The organism is Paenibacillus sp. T2-29 (assembly GCF_052921365.1).
Window position 1 is genome coordinate 1 of record NZ_JBREVE010000015.1, and the last position, 24,646, is coordinate 24,646.

Consider the following 24,646-nt stretch of genomic DNA (forward strand, 5'->3'; position numbering starts at 1 on the left):
TTCCGGTGTCACCAATTCCAGCTCATTCACACGGATATGCGGATTGTTCACGATTTGCTCGATGACATGCAGTACATGTCCCTGCATCCGCTCGATCGTAGACCGATCGTACACATTCGCGTTGTATCTGAATATGATGCGGAAGGTTTCATCCGGCATCACAATCAAGTCCAGATCATAGTTCGTCTGCTCAACAACCTCTACATTCGTAATGTCAAATGCAGACGGACGAACTTCGCCTAGCTGCTCGACCTGCTCCTCTACCGGGTAATTCTCAAATACCATAATGTGATTAATCAGATGCTGCTTCTGCTCGGTCAGCGCCTGAATTTCATATAGCGGGAAGCTGTCATATACTCCCGAAGCCAGCGCTTGCTCCTGCGTGTTCCGCATGATGTCCACAAACGTGGCATTCCGTTCACTTTGAATCCGAACCGGAATCGTATTAATGAACAAACCGATCATATTTTCTACACCCGCAATATCCGTCGGACGTCCAGATACGACACTGCCGAATACAACATCTTCATTGTTATTATATTTCTGCAAAATAACGCCCCACACGCTCTGCATCAGCGTATTAATCGTGACCTGCTGCTGCTTTGCAATCCGGTACATGGCTTCGCTCCATGTTGGATCCAGCTCCACCGTTATTTTTTCGCAAACATATTCGCTGGTTGTACTTGCTGTAGTGGATACAGTGTTATCTCTGCTGTCTGCCACTTGATCTTTCGATGCAGTATCCGATCCAGGCAGCAACGTCTGCTGTTCAAAGCCTGCCAAATAGTTGCTCCAATACTCTTTTGCCGCACGTTCATCCTGACGCTCCAGCCATTCGATATATTGGCCATACGGTGTGATTGGAGCAAGCTCCGGCTGTTTCTGCTCCAGCAGCGCAAAGTACGTACCAAACACTTCCCCGGTAACGAGCGATAAGCACCAGCCGTCCATGATAATGTGATGGAAGCTCCAGACCCAGTGATACGTTTCTTCATCGGTCTGCAATACCTGTACGCGCATCAGTGCATCCGTACCAAGATCAAAGCCCCGATCCTGGTCCTCCTGCTTCAACGCCTGGATATATGCCTGTTGGTCTGCTTGCTGCATTCCGCGTACATCCTTGAAGGACAGATCGCTATCTTTGTGACGGAACACCAGTTGCAATGGCTCCTGACCGTGTCCGGTCTCAAACCGATGGAAATTCGTCCGCAGCGCTTCATGGCGCTGTGTCAGCAGATCCAGGCTCTTGCGGAAAATAGCAACATCAAAGCTGCCTTTTTGATCAAACGAGGCTTGCTGGAAGTATGCACCTGAGTCTGGCTCCATCAAGCTATGGAACAGCATCCCTTTCTGCATGGGAGAAAGAGCATACACATTTTCCAGTTCGCCCACAGAAGCCGTTTGCTCCGTCAATTGCTCCAGTTGTTCCAACGACAAGCCTTTGAACAAAACATCGCTTGGCGTTAGTTTGCTCCGCTCTTGGGAGGCACAATGCTTGATTACTTCCTGCAAGCTTTCCCGTAGCAGCCGGGCAAACTTCTCTACATTTTGCTGATGATATACTTGGCTGTCATAGCGAATTTCCAAGGTCAGCACGCCTGCTGTAATCATGCCGTTCACATTCAGCGGCTGCTCCAGCACGGTATAACCACTCATCGGCTCTCCGTCCGTATGCGAAGACAGCACGATGTCACTCTGTTCCAAATCCTGATCAAATTGTCCCAAATAGTTAAAGCTGATCTCAGGCTGCAGATTCAAGGAAGGATCGGCATTATCCGAAGACATATACTTCAAAATACCGTAGCCAATGCCCTTATGCGGCACATGACGCAGGTCCTCTTTGACCCGCTTGATGCGCTGCCCTACTTCCGCCTTTCCATCGACATCCAGCAGCACCGGATACTGACTTGTAAACCAGCCCACAGTACGTGTAATATCCACATCTGGAACAATAGCTTCCCGGCCATGCCCCTCCAGATTGACCAGCACACGCTTCTGCCCGCTCCAGTTGTACAATGCGCTGCCGAGTGCGGTTAACAGCAGATCATTGACCTCTGTGTTGTACGCACGATGTGATTCCTGAAGCAGCAGCCGGGTTTCCTGTTCGCTCCAAGCCACGGTCACCGTCTCACTATCTCTGACCCAAAAAGGCTGTCCTGCCGCTTTGTCTCGATCCTTAGGCAGCGATGCAACTTCCATGTGAGCAAGACGCTGCCAGTATTCGCGTTCGTTGTCAATGGCCGGACTGTTCGCATATTGAGACAACCGCTCTGCCCAAGTGGAGAACGAATCCGTTTTATACGGCAAGCGAATCGCTTCTCCCCGAACGGCCTGCTCATATCCTGTGGTAAAATCTTCAAACACAATCCGCCATGAAATGCCGTCTACGACCAGATGGTGAATCGCAATCAATAAGTGATCTCCATCTGTGCAGCGGAAAATTCCCAGCTTCACCAGCGGTCCTTCATCCAGACGAATGGAGCTTTGGATGGCATTGGCTTTCATCTCAATCGCCATCATCACATCTGCCGTATCTTCGACGCCTGTCAAATCTACAACGTCCAGACTGTACAGCTCGCCTTCGTTCACACCGCGATTCCACGCTTCATAGCCCTGTTCGGTCTGACGGAAGACCATACGCAGCGCATCATGATGCTCCGTCACCTGGGTCACCGTGCGATGCAATGCATCTATATCAAAGCCTTCTGCTCGATGCAGCATTACCGACTGGTTAAAATAGTGCGGCTCTGCCGACGATAGTCCAAAGAACCACTGCTGGATCGGGGTCAGCTTGACGCTGCCCGAAACCTCGCCCTGATCGGCCGTACGGCTGACTGGGTGTACATGACCACTCAGCAGCGAAATGGACGGATATTGGAACAAATCCTTCATGTCCAGCTTGTAGCCCGCTTGCAGCAAGCGGGAGGATACCTGGATTGCTTTGATCGAATCGCCGCCCAGATCAAAGAAATTATTCAAAATCCCGATGTTCTTCGTTCCTAATACAGACTGCCAAATCGAAGCCAACGTCTGCTCCAGCGCTGTGCGCGGCTCTACATAATCCGCTCCGCTTTGCAGACTGCCTTCCGGTGCCGGCAGGGCCTTACGGTCGATTTTACCGTTGGGTGTCAGCGGCATCTGCTCCAACTGAATGAAATACGAAGGCACCATGTAGTTTGGCAGCTCCTCACCCAGGAAGCTGCGCAGCTCCCCAGCGCTTACGTCTCTTTCAGCGACATAGTACGCCACCAGTTGGTTTTGCCCCTGCTCGTCCGCTTGGGCCAGTACGATGACCTCTTGCACGTCTTCCACTTTCAAGATTTGTGCCTCGACTTCGCCCAGTTCGATCCGGTAGCCCCGGATTTTCACCTGATGGTCGATCCGGCCCAAATATTCAATATTGCCGTCTGGCATCCATCTCGCCAAGTCCCCCGTACGGTACATTCGTTCATAGCCGGCTTCACCCGCCGCAAACGGGTTCGCTACAAATTTCTCCGCTGTCAGCTCTGGACGATCCAGATAACCACGCGCCAGACCCGGACCGGACACGCACAGTTCACCTGCTACGCCGACCGGCGCCAAATGTCCATGGATATCCACCATGTATACCCGGTGATTCGGCACAGGACGTCCGATGGAAATGAGTTGTCCTGCCCTTTCATCCTCGGATACCGGCCAGATGGATGTTGCCACCGAGTTTTCGGTTGGACCATAGCCATTGTAGTACGCCACCTGATCCTTCCACTTGTATACCAGTTCGGTGGAAGAGGCTGAACCCGCAGTGAACAGAATACGCAGGTGTGGCATCCGCCCCGGCTCCAGATACACCGCATAAGTCGGCGGCAAAGCAGCCACGGTAATCCGGTGATCCGCCATATATTGCTCAAACCGTTCGTAGTTCAAAATCGTCTCTGTTGTTGGCACGTATAACGTAGCCCCGCAGAACAGCGCCTGGAAGATTTCCCAGCAAGCTGCATCAAACGAATAGCTGGCGAACAGCAACGCATGATCCGACGTACTAATCTTGAGCGTCTGATCAAAATACGTTTTCAGATTGCACAGCCCGTGGTGCTCCAGCATCACGCCCTTCGGCTGTCCGGTTGTACCCGACGTATAGATTACATACGCCAGATCGTTCGGACCAGACAGCGGCTCCAGGTTGGAACCATCCTCGTGGTACACCTCCTGCGCTCCATCCAATACCAGTACTTGACCATCGATAACTGCTTTGTCCATCAGATGACTTTGTGTCAATAGCAGCTTCGCTCCCGAGTCATCCAGCATATAGCGGATACGTTCCTCCGGATAGGTTGGATCGATAGGAACATAGGCGCCTCCGGCTTTTAAAATCCCGAAGATGCCCACAAGCATGTCCACCGACCGCTCGGTCATCAGACCCACCAGCCGATCCTTCGTCACGCCTTGACTGCGCAAGGTACGAGCCAATCGATTGGCGCGTTCATTCAGCTCGCGATAAGTCAGCTGCTCTCCTTCAAAGAACAAGGCTGTCTGCTCCGGTGTCTGTGCAGTTTGCACTTCGAACAAGCCGTGAATCGTTTGTTTACTTGGATAGGCTACCGCTGTATTTCCCCATACCTCAACGATCTGCTTACGCTCCTGCATCGTAACCATGTCCAGTTCATGTACGCGAATGTTCGGATTGGCTATCACCTGTTCCAGCAACTGCACCAGATGACCTCGAATTTGCTCGACACTTTCCCGTTCAAAGGCCAAGGCATTATAGCCAAAGCTCATGTGAATGGTATTCCCCGGCAGCACTACCACGTTAAAGTCATAGTTGGTCTGCTCGACAGACTCGGCTCCTGTGATCGTGAAGCTGGACGCCTCACTACTACCTAATTGCTCTATCTGCTCCTCTACCGGATAGTTCTCAAAAATAAGAATATGATGAATCAAATCTTGCTTAAGCTCCGACAACCCCTGAATTTCATACAACGGATACGTATCATACACATGGGAAGCAATCGATTGCTCCTGGATGTGCTTCATCACGTCGGAGAATACGCTGTCCACCTGACTGTGGATACGCACCGGAATGGTATTGATAAACAGACCAATGATATGCTCCACATTCGGAATGTCTGCCGGACGTCCAGATACCACACTGCCAAACACGACATCATCGGTGCCATTATATTTTTGCAGCAAAAGGCCCCAAACGGTTTGCATCAACGTATTGATGGTGACCTGATAACGCTTGGCTACTCGCTGAATACCTGCCGTTAGCTCCGCGCCCAAATCAAAATCCAGACGCTCCGCCTGATACCCCGTCTTACCTTGGATTTTTGCCTGTGGCAAGCGGGACTGCTCCTCGTATCCTTCCAGAACCTTGCTCCAGTAGCTTGATGCGGCCTGACGGTCCTGCTGCTCCAGCCATTCGATATATTGACTGTACGGCGTTACAGGGGCCAGTTCGGGCTGTTTATGAGCCAGTATCGCAAAATAACTCGCAAACACTTCGTTGGTCACCAGCGACAAGCACCAGCCGTCCATCACAATATGATGGAAGCTCCATACAAAACGGTACGAATCCTCACCTGTGCGAAAAACAGCGACACGCATCAAAGCATCCTGCGCCAGATCAAAGCCTCTTTGCTTGTCTTGGCGCGTAAATTCGAGGATGTACTCGTTTTGCTTCTCTTCCTCCATATCCCGTAGGTCCTCAACATACAATTCACTGCGCTTATTCCGGTACACAACCTGAAGCGGTTCATCTTTCCAGCCGCTGTAGAAGTTCGTGCGTAGTACCGTATGCCGCTGTACCAAGACATCCAGACTGGCCGCAAAGGCAGCGATATTAAAATGTCCTCGCAGATCAAAGGAGGCCTGTTCAAAATATGCTCCCGATTGCGAATCCATCAGATTGTAAAAGAGCATGCCCTTCTGCATCGGCGTCAGTGCGTATACATTTTCCAGCTCACCAATACGTGCCGCCTGTTCCGCAATCTGTTCCAGTTCTCCAGTCGTCAGACCTTTGAAGGATACATCACTTGGCGTCAGTTCTAGATGCTCCTGAGCGACGCAATGCGCAATGACCTCTTGCAAAGCAGATTGCAGCAGGCTCGCCACCCGTTCCAGCGTTTCTTTACGATACTGCTTACGGCTGTAAGCGATCGTCAAGCGCAGCTTGCCTTCTGAGATCATCGCGTTCAAATCCAGCGTGTACAGTAACGGTGAATGGGCATCCTCTGTTTCTCCTGCACGGTAGGAGGACAACGTGATTCCACTGTTTTGCAGATCCTGATCGACCTGCCCCAAATAGTTAAAGCTGATTTCCGGCTCGGCTGCGATCGTGCCCACTTCATCTGCAGGCAACGCAGAGGACAGGTAACGCCAAGTGCCATAGGTCAGGCCTTTATGCGGAATCCGGCGCAATCCTTCCTTCGTTTCTTTAATCCGCTGAGCCAGCGTCAGGTTTGCACCTGTATCCAGCAGCACCGGATACAAGCTCGTAAACCAGCCGATCGTACGCGTAATATCCACCTCTGGCAGGATCGCTTCCCGGCCATGGCCCTCCAGATTCACCAGTACATGGCCTGCGCCTGTCCAGTTGTGCACCGCCAGTCCCAGCGCGGTCAGCAGCAAATCATTGACCTCGGTGTTATAGGCGCGATGGGCCTGCTTCAGCAGTTGCTGGGTTTCAGCTTCAGTCCACTCCACCGTTAGCACTTCGCTGTCTGCATTCACGGAGTCCTCGTAGGCAAAATCCTTAGGCAGTGGTGCAGCTTCAGCTTTGACCTGTTCCAGCTGTTTCCAATAGACTTCATCCGATGCAGCCTCAGGACGGTTAGCATAAGAGGATAACTCCCGTGCCCATGTTTGGAAGGAATCTGTTTTATATGGTAATCGTACAGGCTCGCCCTGGATCGCCTGCTCGTAGCCTGTCGAGAAATCTTCAAACAGAATCCGCCACGACACCCCGTCCACCACCAAGTGGTGAATGGCGATCAGCAGATGGTCGCCCTCCGCTGTGCGGAACCATCCGAGTTTCACCAAAGGTCCTGCGGACAGGTCCATGCTGCTTTGGATTTCCGTTGCCTTCGCTTCTAGCGCTTCCGCATCAGCGGGCTGTTCACGGTAGTCCACCGTTTCTAGCGTATACAGCGTGCCTTCCTCAACATGACGAGTCCAAGCTATATAACCAGCGGAAGTCTGATGGAATACCGTACGCAGCGCATCATGATGCTTCACGAGTTGATCCATGACTTGACGAATCGCCGTCTCCTCAAAGCCCTCCGCGCGATAGAGCATGACCGCTTGATTAAAGTGCTGTGGACGCTCGCGCTCCTGGGCAAAGAACCAATGCTGGATCGGAAGTAGCGCCGTTTCCCCGCTGACTTCTTCCTGATCTGCCATACGACGGACCTCGTGCATATGCGGTGCCAGGGCTTCAACGGTTGGATACTGGAACAAATCCTTCATGTCCAGCTTATAGCCAGCCTGGAACGCACGGGACGCGATTTGGATCGCCTTGATCGAATCACCGCCCAGGTCGAAGAAATTGTCCAGAATACCGACCGTCTGCAGCCCCAGTACCGACTCCCAGACCGCTACCAGAGCGCGTTCTTGCATAGTGCGCGGCTCTGCATAATCGGCCCCGGTTTGCAGGCCGCCCTCTGGTGCAGGTAAGGCCTTGCGATCGATTTTGCCATTCGGTGTCAGTGGCAGCTGTTCCAGTTGTACAAAGTACGATGGCACCATGTAGCCTGGCAGCTCCCGTCCCAGCTCACTTCTTAGCTCGCTGGCCTCGACTACTTGTCCCGCGACATAGTAGGCCACCATGTGGTTTTGGCCCATTTCGTCCATACGGGCCACGACCACGGCTTCGCGTACCGATTCCACCTGGAGCAGCTGCGATTCGACCTCGCCCAGCTCAATCCGATAACCCCTGATTTTCACCTGATGATCGATCCGGCCCAGATATTCAATGTTGCCGTCCGGCATCCATCTCGCCAAATCGCCGGTGCGGTACATCCATTCATAGCCTGCTTTGCCTCCGGCAAACGGGTTCTCTACAAATTTCTCGGCCGTTAGTTCTTCGCGTTTCCAATAACCACGGGCTAATCCTTGCCCTGCAATACATAATTCGCCCGGCACACCGATTGGCTGCAATCCCCCATCCGCGTTCATGATATATATTTGGGTATTCGCGATAGGACGTCCGATATTAATTTGATGAGCATGGGTCAGTTCCTGTACAGTCGACCAAACTGTCGTTTCTGTAGGTCCGTACATATTGTAAATGCGAGGACCGTTTATCTTTTGCAGATCTCCCAACAGCTTGGACGGTAGGGCTTCACCCCCGACCATAATTGCCTTCACGCTTTGCAGTGCTTGGGAACCTGTTTCATGACCCAGTAGCATTTGCACCCGCGATGGTGTCATTTGCAACATCTCAATATGATGATGAGTAATCAACTCACCAAGTGCCTGAGGATTCACCTGATGCTGGCGGTCGCCAAGCACAACCGTCATGCCACCCAGCAGAGGCAGGATGGTTTCCAAGACAAAAATATCGAATGAAATGGTCGTCAGTGACAAAATGGTTTGACTCGTTTCAAAGTCAATTGCTTCGCGCATACCTGTAATAAAGTTGAGTACTGAGCGATGCTGGAGCATAACCCCTTTCGGATTTCCAGTTGAACCAGAGGTATAGATGACGTAAGCCAAATGCTCTGGGCGGGCAATCGCCTCCAGGTTGCTGCTTTCTCCCTGATACAATTCTGCATCCTCAATAAATATTGCATTGGCGTTGCAATGGTGCTCTTCCAACAGATCACGACTGGTCAGAAGCACTGTGGCCTCGCTATCTTCCAGCATGTATTGAATACGAGATGACGGAAATTCGGGATCAATTGGCACATATGCACCGCCTGCTTTTAGAACGGCCAGCAGACCTACGATCATTTCCACTGAGCGATGCACCATCAGGCCGACCAGCTTATCAGGTCCTACACCCTGTGCTTGAAGTATGCGTGCCAATGAGTTGGCTCGTTCATTCAGCTCCCGATAAGTCAGACTCTGATTTCCAAACATTAATGCTACCTGATCCGGTGTCTGTGCCACCTGTTCCTCGAACACCGCACTTAACGTCTGATCCTGTGGATAAGCTGTTGCAGTATCGCCCCAAACCTGAATAATCTGCGCTTGTTCTTCCGATGTTATCAATTCCAACTCACTCACACGGATATTCGGATTCTCCACAATTTGCCTAATGACATGCTCGATATGACCCTTGATGCGCTGCATTTCGGACCGGTTATATACCAGTTCATTGTATTCCAGCAGGATCGTGATATCCTCGTCAGGCACGACAATCAGGTTAAAATCGTAGTTGGTTTGCTCTGCAATTGCCACATTGGCTATAGATAAGCCTGTATGTGCGTCTGCTTCGCCGGAATCAATCACCTGAGATATCTTTTGCCCGATCGGATAGTTTTCAAAGACCATAATATGATTAATCAGGTCTTGTTTTTGTTCAGTCAGCGCCTGAATATCGTAGAGCGGAAACGTGTTATATGGACTGGAGGTCAAAGCCTGTTCCTGTGTACGCTTTAATATTTCAGCAAATGTTGCATTCCGCTCACTGTAAATGCGTACCGGAATTGTATTAATGAACAAACCGATCATGCTCTCCACGCCTGCGACTTCTGCCGGACGCCCGGATACCACACTACCAAACACGACATCCTGATTATTATTGTATTTCTGTAAAATAACACCCCACGCACTCTGTAAAATCGTATTAATTGTTACTTTCTGTTGCTTTGCAATACGCTTCAATGCGGTACTCCGCTCTTTACCTAACCCAAAGGTCACCTTCTCCAAAACATAGCCTGTATCCGAACGCCCGTCACTTCCGTCTGCATCCTCATTCTGCACTGTTACAGAAGCCTGCGCTTTCTCACCAAGCAACAAGGTCTGTTGCTCATAACCCGCCAAATAGTCGCTCCAATAGCGAGCCGCTTCCTGCGCTTTCTGCTGTTCCAGCCATTCAATGTAACGGCTATATGGTCTAACAGGTGGTAGTTCCGGCTGCCTGTTCTTCATCAAAGACGAATACGCACTTAGCACTTCTTCCATGACAAGTGACAGACACCAGCCGTCCATCAGGATATGATGGAAGCTCCATACAAATCGGTATGAGCAATCCCCTGTACGGAAGACAGCTATACGCATCAGCGCATCCTTGCCTAAATCAAAGCCTCGAGCTTTGTCCTGAGTCACAAATTCAGCTACAGTGTGTTCACGCCCTCTGGCATCTTCATAACGGAAGCTCGCATTTTTATGACGATAGACAACCTGCAACGGTTGACCATGCCAGCCACTGTAGAAATTAGTACGGAAAATTGCATGACGGCTTACGAGCAGCTTCACGCTTTCCTCAAACATGCTCGGTTCAAACTCTCCTTCAAGATCAAACGTCAACTGTTCAAAATACACTTCGGTTTGTGTATTCATCAAACTATGGAACAGCATACCCTTTTGCATTGGCGTTAGCGGGTACACGTTTTCCAATTCTCCAACCGTCTTTGTCTGCTCCTTAATCGTATCTAATTGCTCTAGGGTCAGACCTTTAAACAGTACATCGCTTGGAGTCAATTCGGTCTGCTCCCTTGCAACACAGTGCTCGATAATTTCAAGCAGATTGGCTTTTAGCAGGTTAGCCAGCATTTGGATGGTGTCCTCACGGAAGACCTTGCTGTTATATCGAATAGCCAGTTTCAGGATACCGTTGGTTACACTCGCGTCCACAATGAAATCGTATTTCATCTCCAGCTGATCACTAACGACCGATCCAATCGAGTAAGGTGACATACGGATATCACTGTTTTGCAACTCCTGATCAAACTGTCCGTGATAGCTAAAACTTACCTGTGGCTCGGCAAAAGCTTGATGTTGACCGAGATTCAGTGCATCTGCTTGCTGATCCGTGGCTTGGCCGGATTCACTCAAATATCTCCAGATTCCGTAGCCAATTCCCTTATTCGGAATATCACGCAGACTCTCTTTGACCTGTTTGATGCGTCCCGATAAAGTAGAATCACTGCCGATGTTCAGCCATATTGGATATTGAACCGTAAAGCAACCTATCGTACGAGAAAGGTCCGTATCTGGTAAAATGCCCTCACGTTCATAACCTTCCAAATTGATCAGGCTACGTTCATGACCGGTCCATGTGTACAGCATCATGCTCAAAGCTGTCAGCAGCAGATCGTTCACTTCCGTGTTATATGCGCGGTGCGCTTGCTTCAATAGCCGTTCTGTCTCTTCTTCCGAAAGCTTAACGACCATTTTACCCGTGTCAGCCAAGATAAATTTGCCATCCTGTGCTTGATCCTCAGGCAAGCGTACCTGGTCAGCCAAAGCGGATGCGTTCAGATGCTCCCAATAGGCGCGTTCGCCTTCCAGTGCTGCACTATTCGCATAGGTGTACAGTCTTTGAGACCAGGAACGGAACGAGTCCGTTTTATCCGGTAACTGAAGCACTTCTTGATGGACGGCTTTCTCATAGACTGTGGCTAAATCCTCCAACAAAATGCGCCACGATACCCCGTCTGCCACCAAATAGTGGATGGCTATGAGCAAATGATCCCCATCCGCACAGTGGAACAAACCAGCTTTAAATAACGGGCCTTCATGCACATAAATACTGCTTTGAATTTCGCTGACTTTCGCCTCAATCGTCGCACTAAGCAAGGCTTCATCAGTGACATCTCTAAAGTTCAATACATCCAGATGATACAGTTCGCCCTCATGTACTCCACGGTTCCATGCTTCATAGCCTTGCTCCGTCTTTCTGAACACCATCCGTAGTGCATCATGGTGCTCAGTTAGCTTCATGAGCGCCTGACGTAGAGCGGATTCGTCAAAGCCCTGCTTCAGATGCAGCATAACCGCCTGGTTAAATGGATACGCATGCACTTGCCCTTGTTCTGCAAGCCAGTATTGGGTCGGCGTTAGCGCCACTTTCCCCGTGACCTCGCCTTGCTCGGTCGTTTGCTTGTCCGCTAACCGAAGATGCGGAGCCAGCTCCTTCACATTTGGAAATTTGAACAAGTCCTTCATATCCATCTTGTACCCGGCTTGAAGCAGTCGGGAAGAGAATTGAATCGCCTTGATGGAGTCGCCGCCCAGATCAAAGAAGTTGTCTAAAATACCGACCGTTTGTACGTTCAGAACGGACTGCCAGATTGCTACGAGTGCCCGTTCGGCTCCAGTGCGCGGCTCTACATACTCCGCTCCGCTTTGCAGACTGCCTTCGGGTACCGGCAGAGCCTTGCGGTCAATTTTGCCGTTTGGACTCAGTGGCATCTGCTCCAGCTGTACAAAGTAGGATGGTACCATGTAGCTTGGCAGTTCTCGGCCCAGCTCACTTCTCAGCTCACTGGCACTGAGTTCTTGCCCCGCAACATAGTAGGCCACCATTTGGTTTTGGCCCGTTTCATCCGCACGAGCCATGACCACGGCTTCTCGTACCGATTCCACCTGGAGCAGTTGCGTTTCCACCTCGCCCAGTTCGATTCGATAACCCCGGATTTTTACCTGATGGTCAATCCGTCCCAAATATTCGATGTTCCCGTCTGGCAACCATCTCGCCAAATCGCCTGTGCGGTACATCCGCTCATAGCCTGCTTCCCCACCAGCAAACGGATCGGCTACAAATTTCTCGGCCGTCAGCTCCGGCCGATTCAGGTAACCACGGGCTACGCCGACACCGCCGATGCACAGCTCACCCGCAACCCCAATCGGCTGCAATTGCTCTTTGCCTTCCTTCACGATGTACAGACGAATATTTTGAATCGGTTTCCCGATGGGAATAACCGTATATTCCTCATCCGGCTCGCAATCGAAGTACGATACGTCCACCGTCGCTTCCGTCGGGCCGTACAGGTTGATCAGCTTCGCTCCTGCTAGGCTCGACACGAGACGTTGGAACCTCGCCACATGCTGCGGTGGTAAGGCTTCACCACTGGCAAAGACATGGCGCAGCGTGCCCAGCTTCGCTTGCATCACTTCCCGTGGCTGTTGCTCCACGTACTCCAGGAACGCATGCAGCATAGCAGGTACAAAGTGCATCGTGGTCACGCCATCACGGGCAATCGTGTCAACGATGTCTTCCGGGTTCTTTTCCCCGCCGACTGACAGCAAGCTCACCTTCGAGCCAACCATTGACCACCAGAACAGCTCCCACACTGACACGTCGAAGGTAAAGGTGGTTTTTTGCAGAATTGTATCCTCCGCACTCAAGCCGTAGCGATCATGCATCCACAAAATCCGGTTCAGCACGGAGTGATGCTCCACCATTACACCTTTCGGTTTTCCAGTGGAACCGGAGGTGTAGATCACATAAGCGACATGATGTGGCCCCGACAACGGCTCCAAGTTGGAGCTATCTTCGTGGTAGATGTCGTTGCGTTCCAACACCAGCACCTGGCCGTCGAAACTCAGCGATGCTTGCTCGGCCAGGTGCGATGACGTCAGCATGAGTTTCGCTCCCGAATCCTCCAGCATAAAGCGGATGCGATCGGCCGGATATTCCGGATCGATTGGTACATAAGCTCCGCCAGCCTTGAGGATCGCATAGATGCCTACGATCATGTCCAGCGAACGCTGCGCCAGAATGCCTACCGGCTGATTCGATTCTACTCCTTCTGTGCGCAAGGTGCGTGCAAGACGGTTGGCTCTCTCGTTCAGTTCACGATAGGTTAAGGATTGATGCTCCCAAACGACAGCTACATGATCTGGTGTGCGTTCAGCCTGCTCCTCAAACAGCTTTTGGATCGTCTGATGGCTTGGATATGCTGAAGCCGTCGCATTAAACGCTCCTGTAATCTGCTGCTTTTCCGCTGCTGTGACTAATTCCAGCTCTTCAACCCGAACATGCGGGTTGAGCGAAATTTGCTCCAGTAGACGTGCTAAATGCCCATGCAGACGCTCAATACCTGCTTGATCAAAGCTGAGCGCGTTATACATAAAGCGAATCTTGATGCCTTCTCCCGGCATAACAGCTACGTTCAGATCGTAGTTGGTTTCCTCTGTAGCCACCACGTTCGAAATCGTAAATTTATCCTGTCCCTCGCTACCTAACTGTTCTACCTGCTGTCCCACCGGATAATTTTCAAATATCATAATATGATTGATTAAATCCTGTTTCTGCTCGGTCAGCGCCTGAATTTCATACAGCGGAAATGCATCGTAGGCATTGGAAGCCAGCGCCTGCTGCTGGGTTCGTTTCATCAGCTCGACAAAGGTTTCGCCTTGTTCAGACTGCACACGCACTGGAATGGTATTAATGAACAGCCCGATCATGTGCTCCACGCCTGGAATATCCCCTGGACGACCGGACACAACGCTACCGAACACGACATCCGTACTGTTGTTATATTTTTGCAACAGAACGCCCCATACGGTCTGAATCAGTGTGTTGATCGTGACCTGATTTTGCTTCGCCACCCGTTCGATCTGAGCAACCAGCTCTGGCTGGAAGTTACATTCCAGATCTTCAGCGACATACTCCCCGGATTGTAAAGATTTTGACTGTGTTTTTTGCTGTGGAAGCGTAATTTGCTGCTCGTAGTCCGCCAGATACCCACTCCAGTATTGCAAGGCTGCCTCACGGTCCTGACGCTCCAGCCATTCGATAAATCGGCTGAACGGCGTGACTGGCTCCAGTGCTGGCTCATGACCCGCGCGCAGTGCCAGATAGCTACCGAATACCTCCTGTGTCATAAAGGACAAGCACCAGCCATCCATCAAAATGTGATGGAAGCTCCAAACAAAGTGGTACGTTTCATCCCCGGTTTGCAAAATGGAAACACGAATGAGTGCATCCTCTGCCAGATGGAATCCTTTTGCTTTATCTTCGATGACAAAAGCTTCAACACGAGCTGCTCGTTCCTCTTTTTCCAGTCCGCGCAGGTCTTCATAATATAATTGTCCGCTACGGTTGCGGAAAACGACCTGTACAGGCTCGTCCTTCCATGAACTGATAAAGTTCGTCCGCAATGCCTCATGACGCTGCACGAGCAGATCAAAACTTTTACCGAAAGTAACCACATCAAAACGCCCGTTCAACTCAAAGGTGGCCTGCTCAAAATAAGCCGCCGAATTCTCATCCATCAAGCTGTAAAAGAGCATCCCCTTTTGCATCGGCGTCAAGGCATACACATTTTCCAGCTCGCCCAGATCTCGCGTATCTTCCACCAATTGCTCCAGCTCATCCAGCGTTACATGGTTTAACAGGACATCACTTGGGGTTAGCATCGTTCTTTCTTGGGCAACACAGTGATGAATCACCTCACGCAAGCCGGATGCCAACAGCTCTCCAAGCCGTTCAATCGTTTCATGACGGAATTGTGTTGTGCCGTAGCGAATCGTGAATATCAACTCGCCATCTTCGATTACTCCATTGATATCCAGCGCAAAATCCATAGTCGCGTTCGTGCTGACAGGCACACCGATAGAATAGGTGGAAGGCTCCAGATCATTGCTTTTATAATCCTGATCGAATTGGCCCAAATAGTTAAAACTGATCTCAGGCTGAGCCTGTAACTGTACGCCTGCTTTCTCCAGCATATTCATATCCGACAGGTATCGTAAAATACCATAGCCGATGCCTTTTTGCGGAATATGGCGCAGCCCTTCCTTGATCCTTTTGATCAGACGAGCGGTATGTCCCCCTTGTCCCAAACTTCCATCCAGTACAACCGGGAACTGGCTCGTAAACCAGCCGACCGTGCGCGTAATATCCACATCCGGTACAATGGCTTCCCGTCCATGGCCCTCCAGATTGACCAGCACCCGTTCGGAACCAGACCAGTCATAGACTGCTTTTCCGAGCGCAGCCAGCAACAGGTCATTCATTTCCGTGTTGTACGCGCGATGAGCTTGTTTGAGCAGCTGCTCGGTTTCCTGCTTCGTCCAGCGGACCGTCACAACCTCACTGTCTCCAAGCAGCGCATTGTCATTTGCAAAATCCTTCGGCAAAGGCTTCGCAAGGCTAGCTTCTGCTTGTTCGATATGCTGCCAGTAAGCAAGCTCCCGCTCCATCGTCGCACTGCTGGCATAGGCTGACAGCTGTTTGGCCCATACCTGGAATGAATCTGTTTTATGCGGCAGTCGGATCGCTGTGCCGGTTTGACCTGCAACAGCCTGCTCATAACCGGATGCCAAATCTTCCAGTAAAATACGCCACGATACACCGTCCACAACCAAATGATGAATGACGATTAATAAATGGTCGCCCTCAGCGCAGTGGAACAGACCAAGCTTCACAAGTGGACCCTCACTCAAATGAATGCTCGCTTGAATTTCACTCGCCTTGGCTTCAACAGCGGTGGATTCGTCTTCCACTGCGCTGAAATCTACAATGTCCAGCGTGTATAGCTCGCCTTCTGCTACACTGCGGTTCCAAGCAACATAGCCCTGCTCCGTCTCACGGAATACCGTGCGCAATGCGTCATGATGCTGGACCATACGGTCCATCGTACGGCGCAGCGCGTCGACGTCAAAGCGCCCAGCTCGGTACAGCATCATCGCCTGGTTGCTGTGGTGCAGGTCAGCCGGCTGCTGCTCGAAGAACCATCGCTGAATAGGTGTCAGTTCCACCGGGCCTACTGCCTCTTCCTGACTGGCCATCTTGCCATCTGTACGAAGCAAAGGACTGAGTGCCGCTACGGTCGGATTACTGAAGAGATCCTTCATGTTCAATCGATAACCTGCTTGCAGCAATCGGGACGAGACTTGCAAGGCTTTGATCGAATCGCCACCCAGCTCGAAGAAGTTATCCTGCGTGCCTACGGCTTCCACGCCCAGTACCCCAGCCCATACCGCAGCCAGTACTTGCTCCACCTGGGTACGCGGGGCCACATAGGCTGCTCCCGTATAGATGCTGCCTTCCGGCTCCGGCAAGGCCTTGCGGTCGATTTTGCCGTTGCTGGTCAGCGGGATTGCCTCCATCCGCATCAGACGTGCAGGCACCATGTGTGCTGGCAGTCCGGCTTCCAGCTCGGTCTGTACTTCCTCCATCCGCAGCTCGGCTTCTCCCGTGATGTATCCACACAAATACTTGTGTCCACGCTCGTCCGTCCGGTCGATGACTACGGCTTGGCGCACACCTGGTACCCGCTGGATCGCCGTTTCAATCTCGCCCAGCTCAATCCGGTATCCCCGGATTTTGACCTGGTAGTCCATCCGGCCGATAAAGTCCACATTACCGTCCGGCATCCACCGCGCCAAATCGCCTGTGCGATACAAACGTTCCCCCGGTACGTAAGGGTTCGCTACGAATTTCTCGGCGGTCAGGTCCGCACGGTTCAGGTACCCCCGTGCCACGCCAGCACCGCCAATGCACAGCTCACCCAGTACACCGATCGGCACCGGATTCAGCTGGCTGTCCACGATGTAGAAGCGTGCGTTCAGCCACGCTTGACCAATCGGCACATGGCCGCTGCTTGGCAGCTTCGACAGCTCTTCGTCGTAGAAGCTGGAGTCAATCGCCGCTTCCGTGACGCCGTAGCTGTTGATGATGCGGATATCTGCGCCAAACCGTTCTTGCAGCACCCGGTAGTCCGTCACGCTGCAGCTATCCGAGCTGGTGATCAGCAGTTCCATGCTGCTCATGTCCAGCCCCTGTTCATGCACATGCTGCATAAACGGTACGATCAAGGCCGGAGTCGATTCGAACACCGTGATTTGGTAATCGCGAATCCATCCGTACAGACGGCTTGGATCAATGCGATCATCTTTCGGACAGACGACCATCGTCCCCCCGTTATAAAGCGTCCGTGCAATATCGCCGACGAACACGTCGAAGGAAAAGCTGGCCAGTTGCAGCAGTCGTACTGGGAACTGGTTCAGACGGTAATCCCGGCGATACGCCGCAGCCGTATTCACCAAGCTGCGATGTTCGATCATGACGCCCTTCGGACGTCCGGTTGTACCCGACGTGTAGATTACATACGCCAGATCGTGCGGTTCATTGATCGGTTCGATATCCGTGACACCCCCGGTGTACAGCGACTCATCGTCCAATGCCAATACAGTACGCAGACGCAGCCCTGTTGCCGGTTCGGATGCTTCTTCGTTGTCAGACTTCGAATCCAATTTCAAGCTTACGCCTTCACTCAGGCTGTCTCTTTCCATCGTTTCAGCGCCAGCTGCTGTTTCCAGTTCGCCCTCCGTCTGCTCTCCATCCAAGTTGAGCCATGCTTGTGCACGCTCCTGCAAACCGGTTTGGGTCAGCAGCACCGTCGCACCACTGTCCTCGAGCATAAAGTGAATCCGTTCGGACGGATAATCCGCATCCAGCGGCACATATGCGCCTCCTGCTTTCCAGACCGCCAATACGCCGACCAGCATGTCCACCGAGCGTTCGCTCAAAATACCCACAATGGACTCGCGTCCAATGCCCTCATTCCGCAATCTGCGAGCAAGCTGGTTTCCACGCTCGTTCAGCTCGCGGTACGTAAACTGCCGTTCCTCGTATACAACGGCCACGTGATCCGGCACAAGCTGTGCCTGTTCTTCCACATAGGCGTGGAACAACAAATTAGATTCTTTTTCATCAGTCCACGCAGCTACGCCTACTGATCCAAAACCATCGATGATTTTTGCTTTTTCCGCAGCAGTCACCAATTCAAGCTCATCTACCCGTGCATCTGGTCTGTGAATCGCTTCTTCAATCATATGCAGCAAATGCTCACGGATTTGCTCTACAGCTGCACGTTCCAACACCTTCGCGTTGTACTCCAAATGCACATGGATTTCATCACCCGGCACAACCGTAATGCTGAAATCATAGTTCGTTTGCTCTGACATGGAAGCATTGGCAATCGTAAAGCCATTCGCGCCACGGCTACCCATCTGCTCCATGCGCTGTTCTACCGGGTAGTTTTCAAACACGATAATATGGTTTACCAAGTCCTGTTTCTGCTCGGTCAGGGCCTGAATGTCATACAACGGATAGGTTTCGTAGGCACGGGAAGCCAGTGCCTGCTCCTGGATCTGCTTCATCAGCCCAGCAAATGTCATATCTTTCTCACTGTGAATCCGTACAGGAACCGTATTAATGAACAACCCAATCATTTTGTCTATGCCCGGAATATCTGCTGATCTACCAGATACGACACTGCCAAATACCACATCCCGGCTGTTGTTATACCGCTGTAGCACAACGCCCCACGCTGCTTGCAAAAGTGTGTTGACCGTCACTTGCTTCTGCTTAACCAGCTTGTTCATCCGCTCCGTCACTTCACGGCCCAGTGTAAACGAAAGCTTGTCCGCTTCATATGCTTTAGCGTGACCGTCCAGCTGTTTGACCTGCGGCAATACCGTCTGCTGCTCAAAGCCCGCAAAATAATCGCGCCAGAACCGTTCAGCCTCCGTCTTGTCCTGCCGATCCAGCCATTCAATGTATTCGCTGTATGGTGTTACCGGGACAAGCTCCGGCTTGCGGTCTTCGAGGATGGCAAAGTACGTATTAAATGCTTCCCCTACAACCAGGAACAAGCACCAACCGTCCATCAAAATATGATGGAAGCTCCACACAAAGCGGTACGACTCCTCGCCTGTACGTAAAATAGACACCCGCATCAGCTCGCCTGAGCTGAAATGAAAGCCTTCGGCTTTGTCGCGCTCAGCAAAATCAGCAATGTATGCGTCCTGCTCTTCTTGTCCCATCAAGCGTATATCTTCAAAACGGAACCCGGCAGGTTTGTGGCGATACACTGCCTGTAAAGGCTGCTCATTCCAGCCGCTATAAAAATTCGTTCTGAATATTTGATGGCGATCCACCAGTTGATTGAGGCTTTCGGCAAAAGCCTCCACTTGAAAGCTGCCTTGTAGATCAAATGTCGCCTGCTCAAAATACGCCCCGGATTGCGGCTCCATGAAGCCGTGGAACAGAATGCCTTTTTGCATAGGTGTTAACGAATAAATGTTTTCCAGTTCCCCCGCAGCAGCCGTCTGCTCTACAATATGATTCAGCTCTCCGGCCGTCAGTCCTCGGAAGGACAAGTCGCTTGGGGTCAGCTCCGGCAACTCTTTGGCCACACAGTGATCCAACACCTTACGCAAGCTCTCCTGCAGCAGATCAGCCAGCTTTTTGATTGATTTTTTCATGAACATTTTGTTGCTGTAGCTGATCGTCAGCTCCAGGGTACCGTCCGTGATCATGCCGTTAATATCCAGCGCATATCGCTTGGTCAACGTGTCACACATGGAAGCTCCGATGGAATAAGGAGACATGCGGAAAGCATTATTTTTCAGATCCTGATCAAATTGTCCGAGATAGTTAAAGCTGATTTCCGGCTCGGCAACAAAAGCGGCTTCTCCTGCTCTGTCAGCAAGATATCTCAAAATCCCGTATCCAATCCCTTTATGCGGCAGACGGCGTAGTCCTTCCTTGACGTTCTTGACACGCTGTCCCACATTCCGGTCCTCGCCCATATCCAGGACAACTGGGAATTGACTGGTAAACCAACCGACTGTGCGCGTAATATCAATATCTGGCAAAATGGCTTCCCGTCCGTGACCCTCCAGATTTACAAGCACCTGACGGATGCCTGCCCACTCCTGAATGGCAATGCCCAAAGCTGTCAGCAGCAGGTCGTTTGCTTCTGTATTGTAGGCCCGATGAGCTTGTTTCAAGAATTGTTCCGTTTCTTCGACCGTCCACGCTACGGTCAGTGTTCGATCATCACGAAGCTGTGGCTTGGCCTGAGATTTACGAGTGTAATCCTTAGGCAATGCCTCTTGAGCAGCACCAGTTCGCTCCATCTGCTCCCAATACGCACGTTCCTTCTCCAACGCGGCGCTGTTCGCATAAGCTGCCAGTTGATCTGCCCACAGGCGGAAGGAATCCGTCTTATTCGGCAAGCGGACAGACTCGTCCCGTAAAGCCTGCTCATAGCCGGATGCCAGATCCTCCAGCAAAATACGCCATGACACGCCGTCGACCACCAAATGGTGGATCGCCACCAGCAAATGGTCTCCATCGGTGCAACGGAACAGACCCAGCTTCACCAGAGGACCTTCATCTAGACGGATGCTGCTTTGGATTTCGCTGGCTTTGTTCTCCAGCAAATGAGCAAAGTCAGACTCCGTGGTATAATCCATCACTTCGAGGCTATACAGCTCTCCTTCTTGCACGCCACGGTTCCATGCTTCATAACCACCGTCTGCATTCTGGCGGAATACGATGCGCAAAGCATCATGATGCTCGACAATGCGTTGCAATGTCTGATGAAGCGCCGTTTCGTCCAAACGATCCTCACGGTGTAGCATCAGAGCCTGGTTGTAGTGTTCAGGATGGGATGGCTGCTGTTCAATAAACCAATGCTGAATCGGTGTCAATGCCACGTTTCCTCTGACTTCTCCTTGATCGGACACGCGGGTCACCCGCTGCACTCGTCCATTCAGCTCAGCAATCGTTGGATACTGGAACAGCTCCCTCATTTCCAGCTTGTAACCATTTTGCAGCAGTCTTGAAGACACCTGGATGGCCTTAATCGAGTCGCCACCCAAATGAAAAAAGTTATCCAGAACACCAATCTGTTCGATACCCAGTACAGATTGCCATACCGATACTAATGTCCGCTCTACCTCATTACGAGCGGCTACATAATCCTCGCCGGAATCCACGCTTCCCTCCGGCTGCGGCAATGCACGCCGATCCACTTTGCCATTCGGTGTCAACGGCAATTGTTCCAGCTGTACAAAATACGACGGCACCATGTAACCCGGCAATTCCTGACTCAAGTCGCTTCGCAGCTCACTTGCTGTGATATCCGCAAGGGTGACCACATATGCGCAGAGCTGTTTTTGTCCCTGCTCATCCTCACGTGCAATGACGACAGCTTCTTGCACTGCCTCCAGCTTCAATAGCTGCGCTTCCACCTCGCCTAGCTCAATCCGGTAGCCACGGATTTTCACTTGTGCGTCGATCCGTCCTTTGTATTCCAGCGTTCCGTCCTCATTCCAGCGCACCAAATCGCCTGTACGGTAGCAGCGCTCACCGCTGCGGAAAGGACTGTCTATGAACTTTTCAGCCGTTAAATCAGGACGATTCCGGTAGCCACGTGCCACCCCGTCGCCGCCGACGATTAGCTCACCCCATGCCCCTACAGGCTGAAGCTGCATGGAACGGTCTACAACATACGCTGTGGAGTTGTAGATCGGACGCCCGATCGGCACCGCTTCCGATTGCACGCCAGCAATTGCATGAGTTGTAGAAAAAGTTGTATTTTCCGTTGGGCCATAGCCATTGATAATCCGTAGGGACGGATGAGCCTCCAGCACCCGGTTAATGTGCGGTACGGATAACACATCACCGCCGACCAGCAGTTCTTGTACCCCCTCGAACAACTCCAGATCCTGCTGGGATAGCTGGTTAAAGAGTGGCGCAGTTAGCCACATTGTCGTAATACCATGGCTGCGGACAGCTTCCTTGAGCTTCGGAGCGTCCAAAATAACATCCTGACTTACCAGTACAAGCTGTCCTCCATTCAACAGCGCACCCCAAATTTCGAAGGTGGACGCGTCAAAGACAACGGCACCAGTTTGCAGAATGCGCGTGTCAGCACCCAATTGCGCATAGTTTGTATTTTTCACCAAACGCACAACATTGCGATGTTCTACCATTACCCCTTTGGGCTGGCCTGTTGTCCCTGAGGTGTACATAAGATAGGCTAGTCGATTACCAAATGTTTGTGCCTGTACTCCAGCAGTGCTATCTGTGACAGGCGAAGATGATTGTTTTAAATTCTCATTTTTCCTATTCATATAATAGGTATAATCCGCATGATAAGCTTCGTCTTGTTCCCCATACCCATTATTTACGCCTTGGTTATTCTCTGCTCCGTACACAGCGGCATCACTCAGATCCAGCACAATTCCGGTGTAATCCTCCGGCTGCTGTTCCGCATGCTGGACCAGCAGCAACTCCGCTCCCGAATCTTCCAGCAGGTAGCGCACACGTTCAGCCGGATAATCAGGGTCAATTGGCACATATGCGCCGCCTGCTTTGAGAATCGCAAGCATACCGACGATCATATCTGCGGAACGCTCTGCAACGATACCTACAGTTCGCTCGGCAGTTACACCGTGCCCGCGCAGCGTGTGAGCCAGTCGATTGGCTTTTACATTCAATTCGCCATAAGTTAAATGGGCATTGCCAGACACAACTGCTGTCTGATTCGGTGTACGTGCCGCCTGTTCCTCAAACAGCTCATGAATGCCTGCTTCGTGTGGATATTCCACTGCTGTAGCATTGAATACGTCGACGATTTCCGCCCGTTCTTCCTCACTGATCAGCGACAATTCCTGTATTCGCTTGTGTGGACCCTGTACCATATGCTCCGCCACACTCAAAAATTGTCGAATAATTCGAGCAATTTCCTGCTCACTAAACAGCTCGGTACGATAATCCAGGTATAATACGAGTCTATCGTCATCCAGCATTTCAACCATGTGAATATCGAAGTCATTCACTGTATCTCCGCAGAAATCGTTATCCACCTGCTGAATCGCTTCATCAAAACGAGAGAAACTCAATGTACGGTACTGAATGGATGCCCCAAACAGACGCTGGATGTCCATACTGCTTTGCTGTTCACGTAAATCTTGAATAATTTTGTTGTACGGGTAACGCTGATGCCGCAAAATGGACGCCTGCTCCTTCCCTACACCCTGTAAGAAGGCCAGCAGTTCGGATTCCGGTTCGACCAGCAGACGCGTAGCCACGGTGCTGACGAACATGCCGATGGTATCCTTTTCTTTCTTAGACGTACGGTTGGCATAGAGTGTTCCTACAGTTAAGTCCTGCTCACCCGTCACTTTATGCAAATAAATATACAGAGCGGCTAGGAAGAACGTGAAAATACTGATTTTATGTTCCTCGCAAAAAGCCGTAACACCACGATACAATCCATGTTCCAGTATAAAACTCTCCCGGCGTGCAGCTGTGCTCAGTGTCAGCGGGTTATATGATTTTAAACCTGTGGTCTCTGGCAAATCAGCAAACTTTTCCGTCCAATACGTCTTGTCCTTTTGATAGCGATCAGATTGCTCATAGCTTTGCTCTACCTGAATAAAATCCAGATAAGGATTGCCTTTGGTTGATGCATCCTGTCCTGTACCGTGCACAATATCCATATAATGTCCAGTGATTTCATTAATGGCCTGATTCATGGACACGCCGTCCGAAATAATATGATGCATTTTAAAATTAAACCAGGTTTCTTCTGCCCCTAACTGCAAAATAACAAATCGGTACAGCTGCGAATTCAACAATGAGAACGGCTGTGGATTATGGCGCTTTAACCATTCACTCGCTTCTTCCAGGGTTACTTGAAGCGTTTCAATACTTTCCGCTGTAAACGGCTCTACATATTGATATGGGATTCCATCCTGAGCAGTGATTTTGATACGGAAAGAATCGTTTTGGGCAATCACCCGGTTCATTGCTTGCTGCAATGCATCTATACGAACAGTTCCTCTGATTTTTACAGTAGCAATAATGGTTGAAGTGTTCCGATGAGGATACAAAAGCTCCGTGTACCAAATACGTTGCTGTGGCTGGCTTAAGGAAAACAATTGAACATCTTGCTGTGTCATCCGTCTC

The 24,646-nt window shown here is 51.1% G+C and carries 1 protein-coding gene; it reads right to left on the bottom strand.

The window, feature by feature from the left end; all coding sequences use genetic code 11:
• On the bottom strand, positions 1–24,639 hold a 24,639-nt coding region (locus ACU1JV_RS25855; protein WP_446724701.1), incomplete at its 3' end, for a non-ribosomal peptide synthase/polyketide synthase.
• Positions 24,640–24,646: the final 7 nt, after the last annotated feature.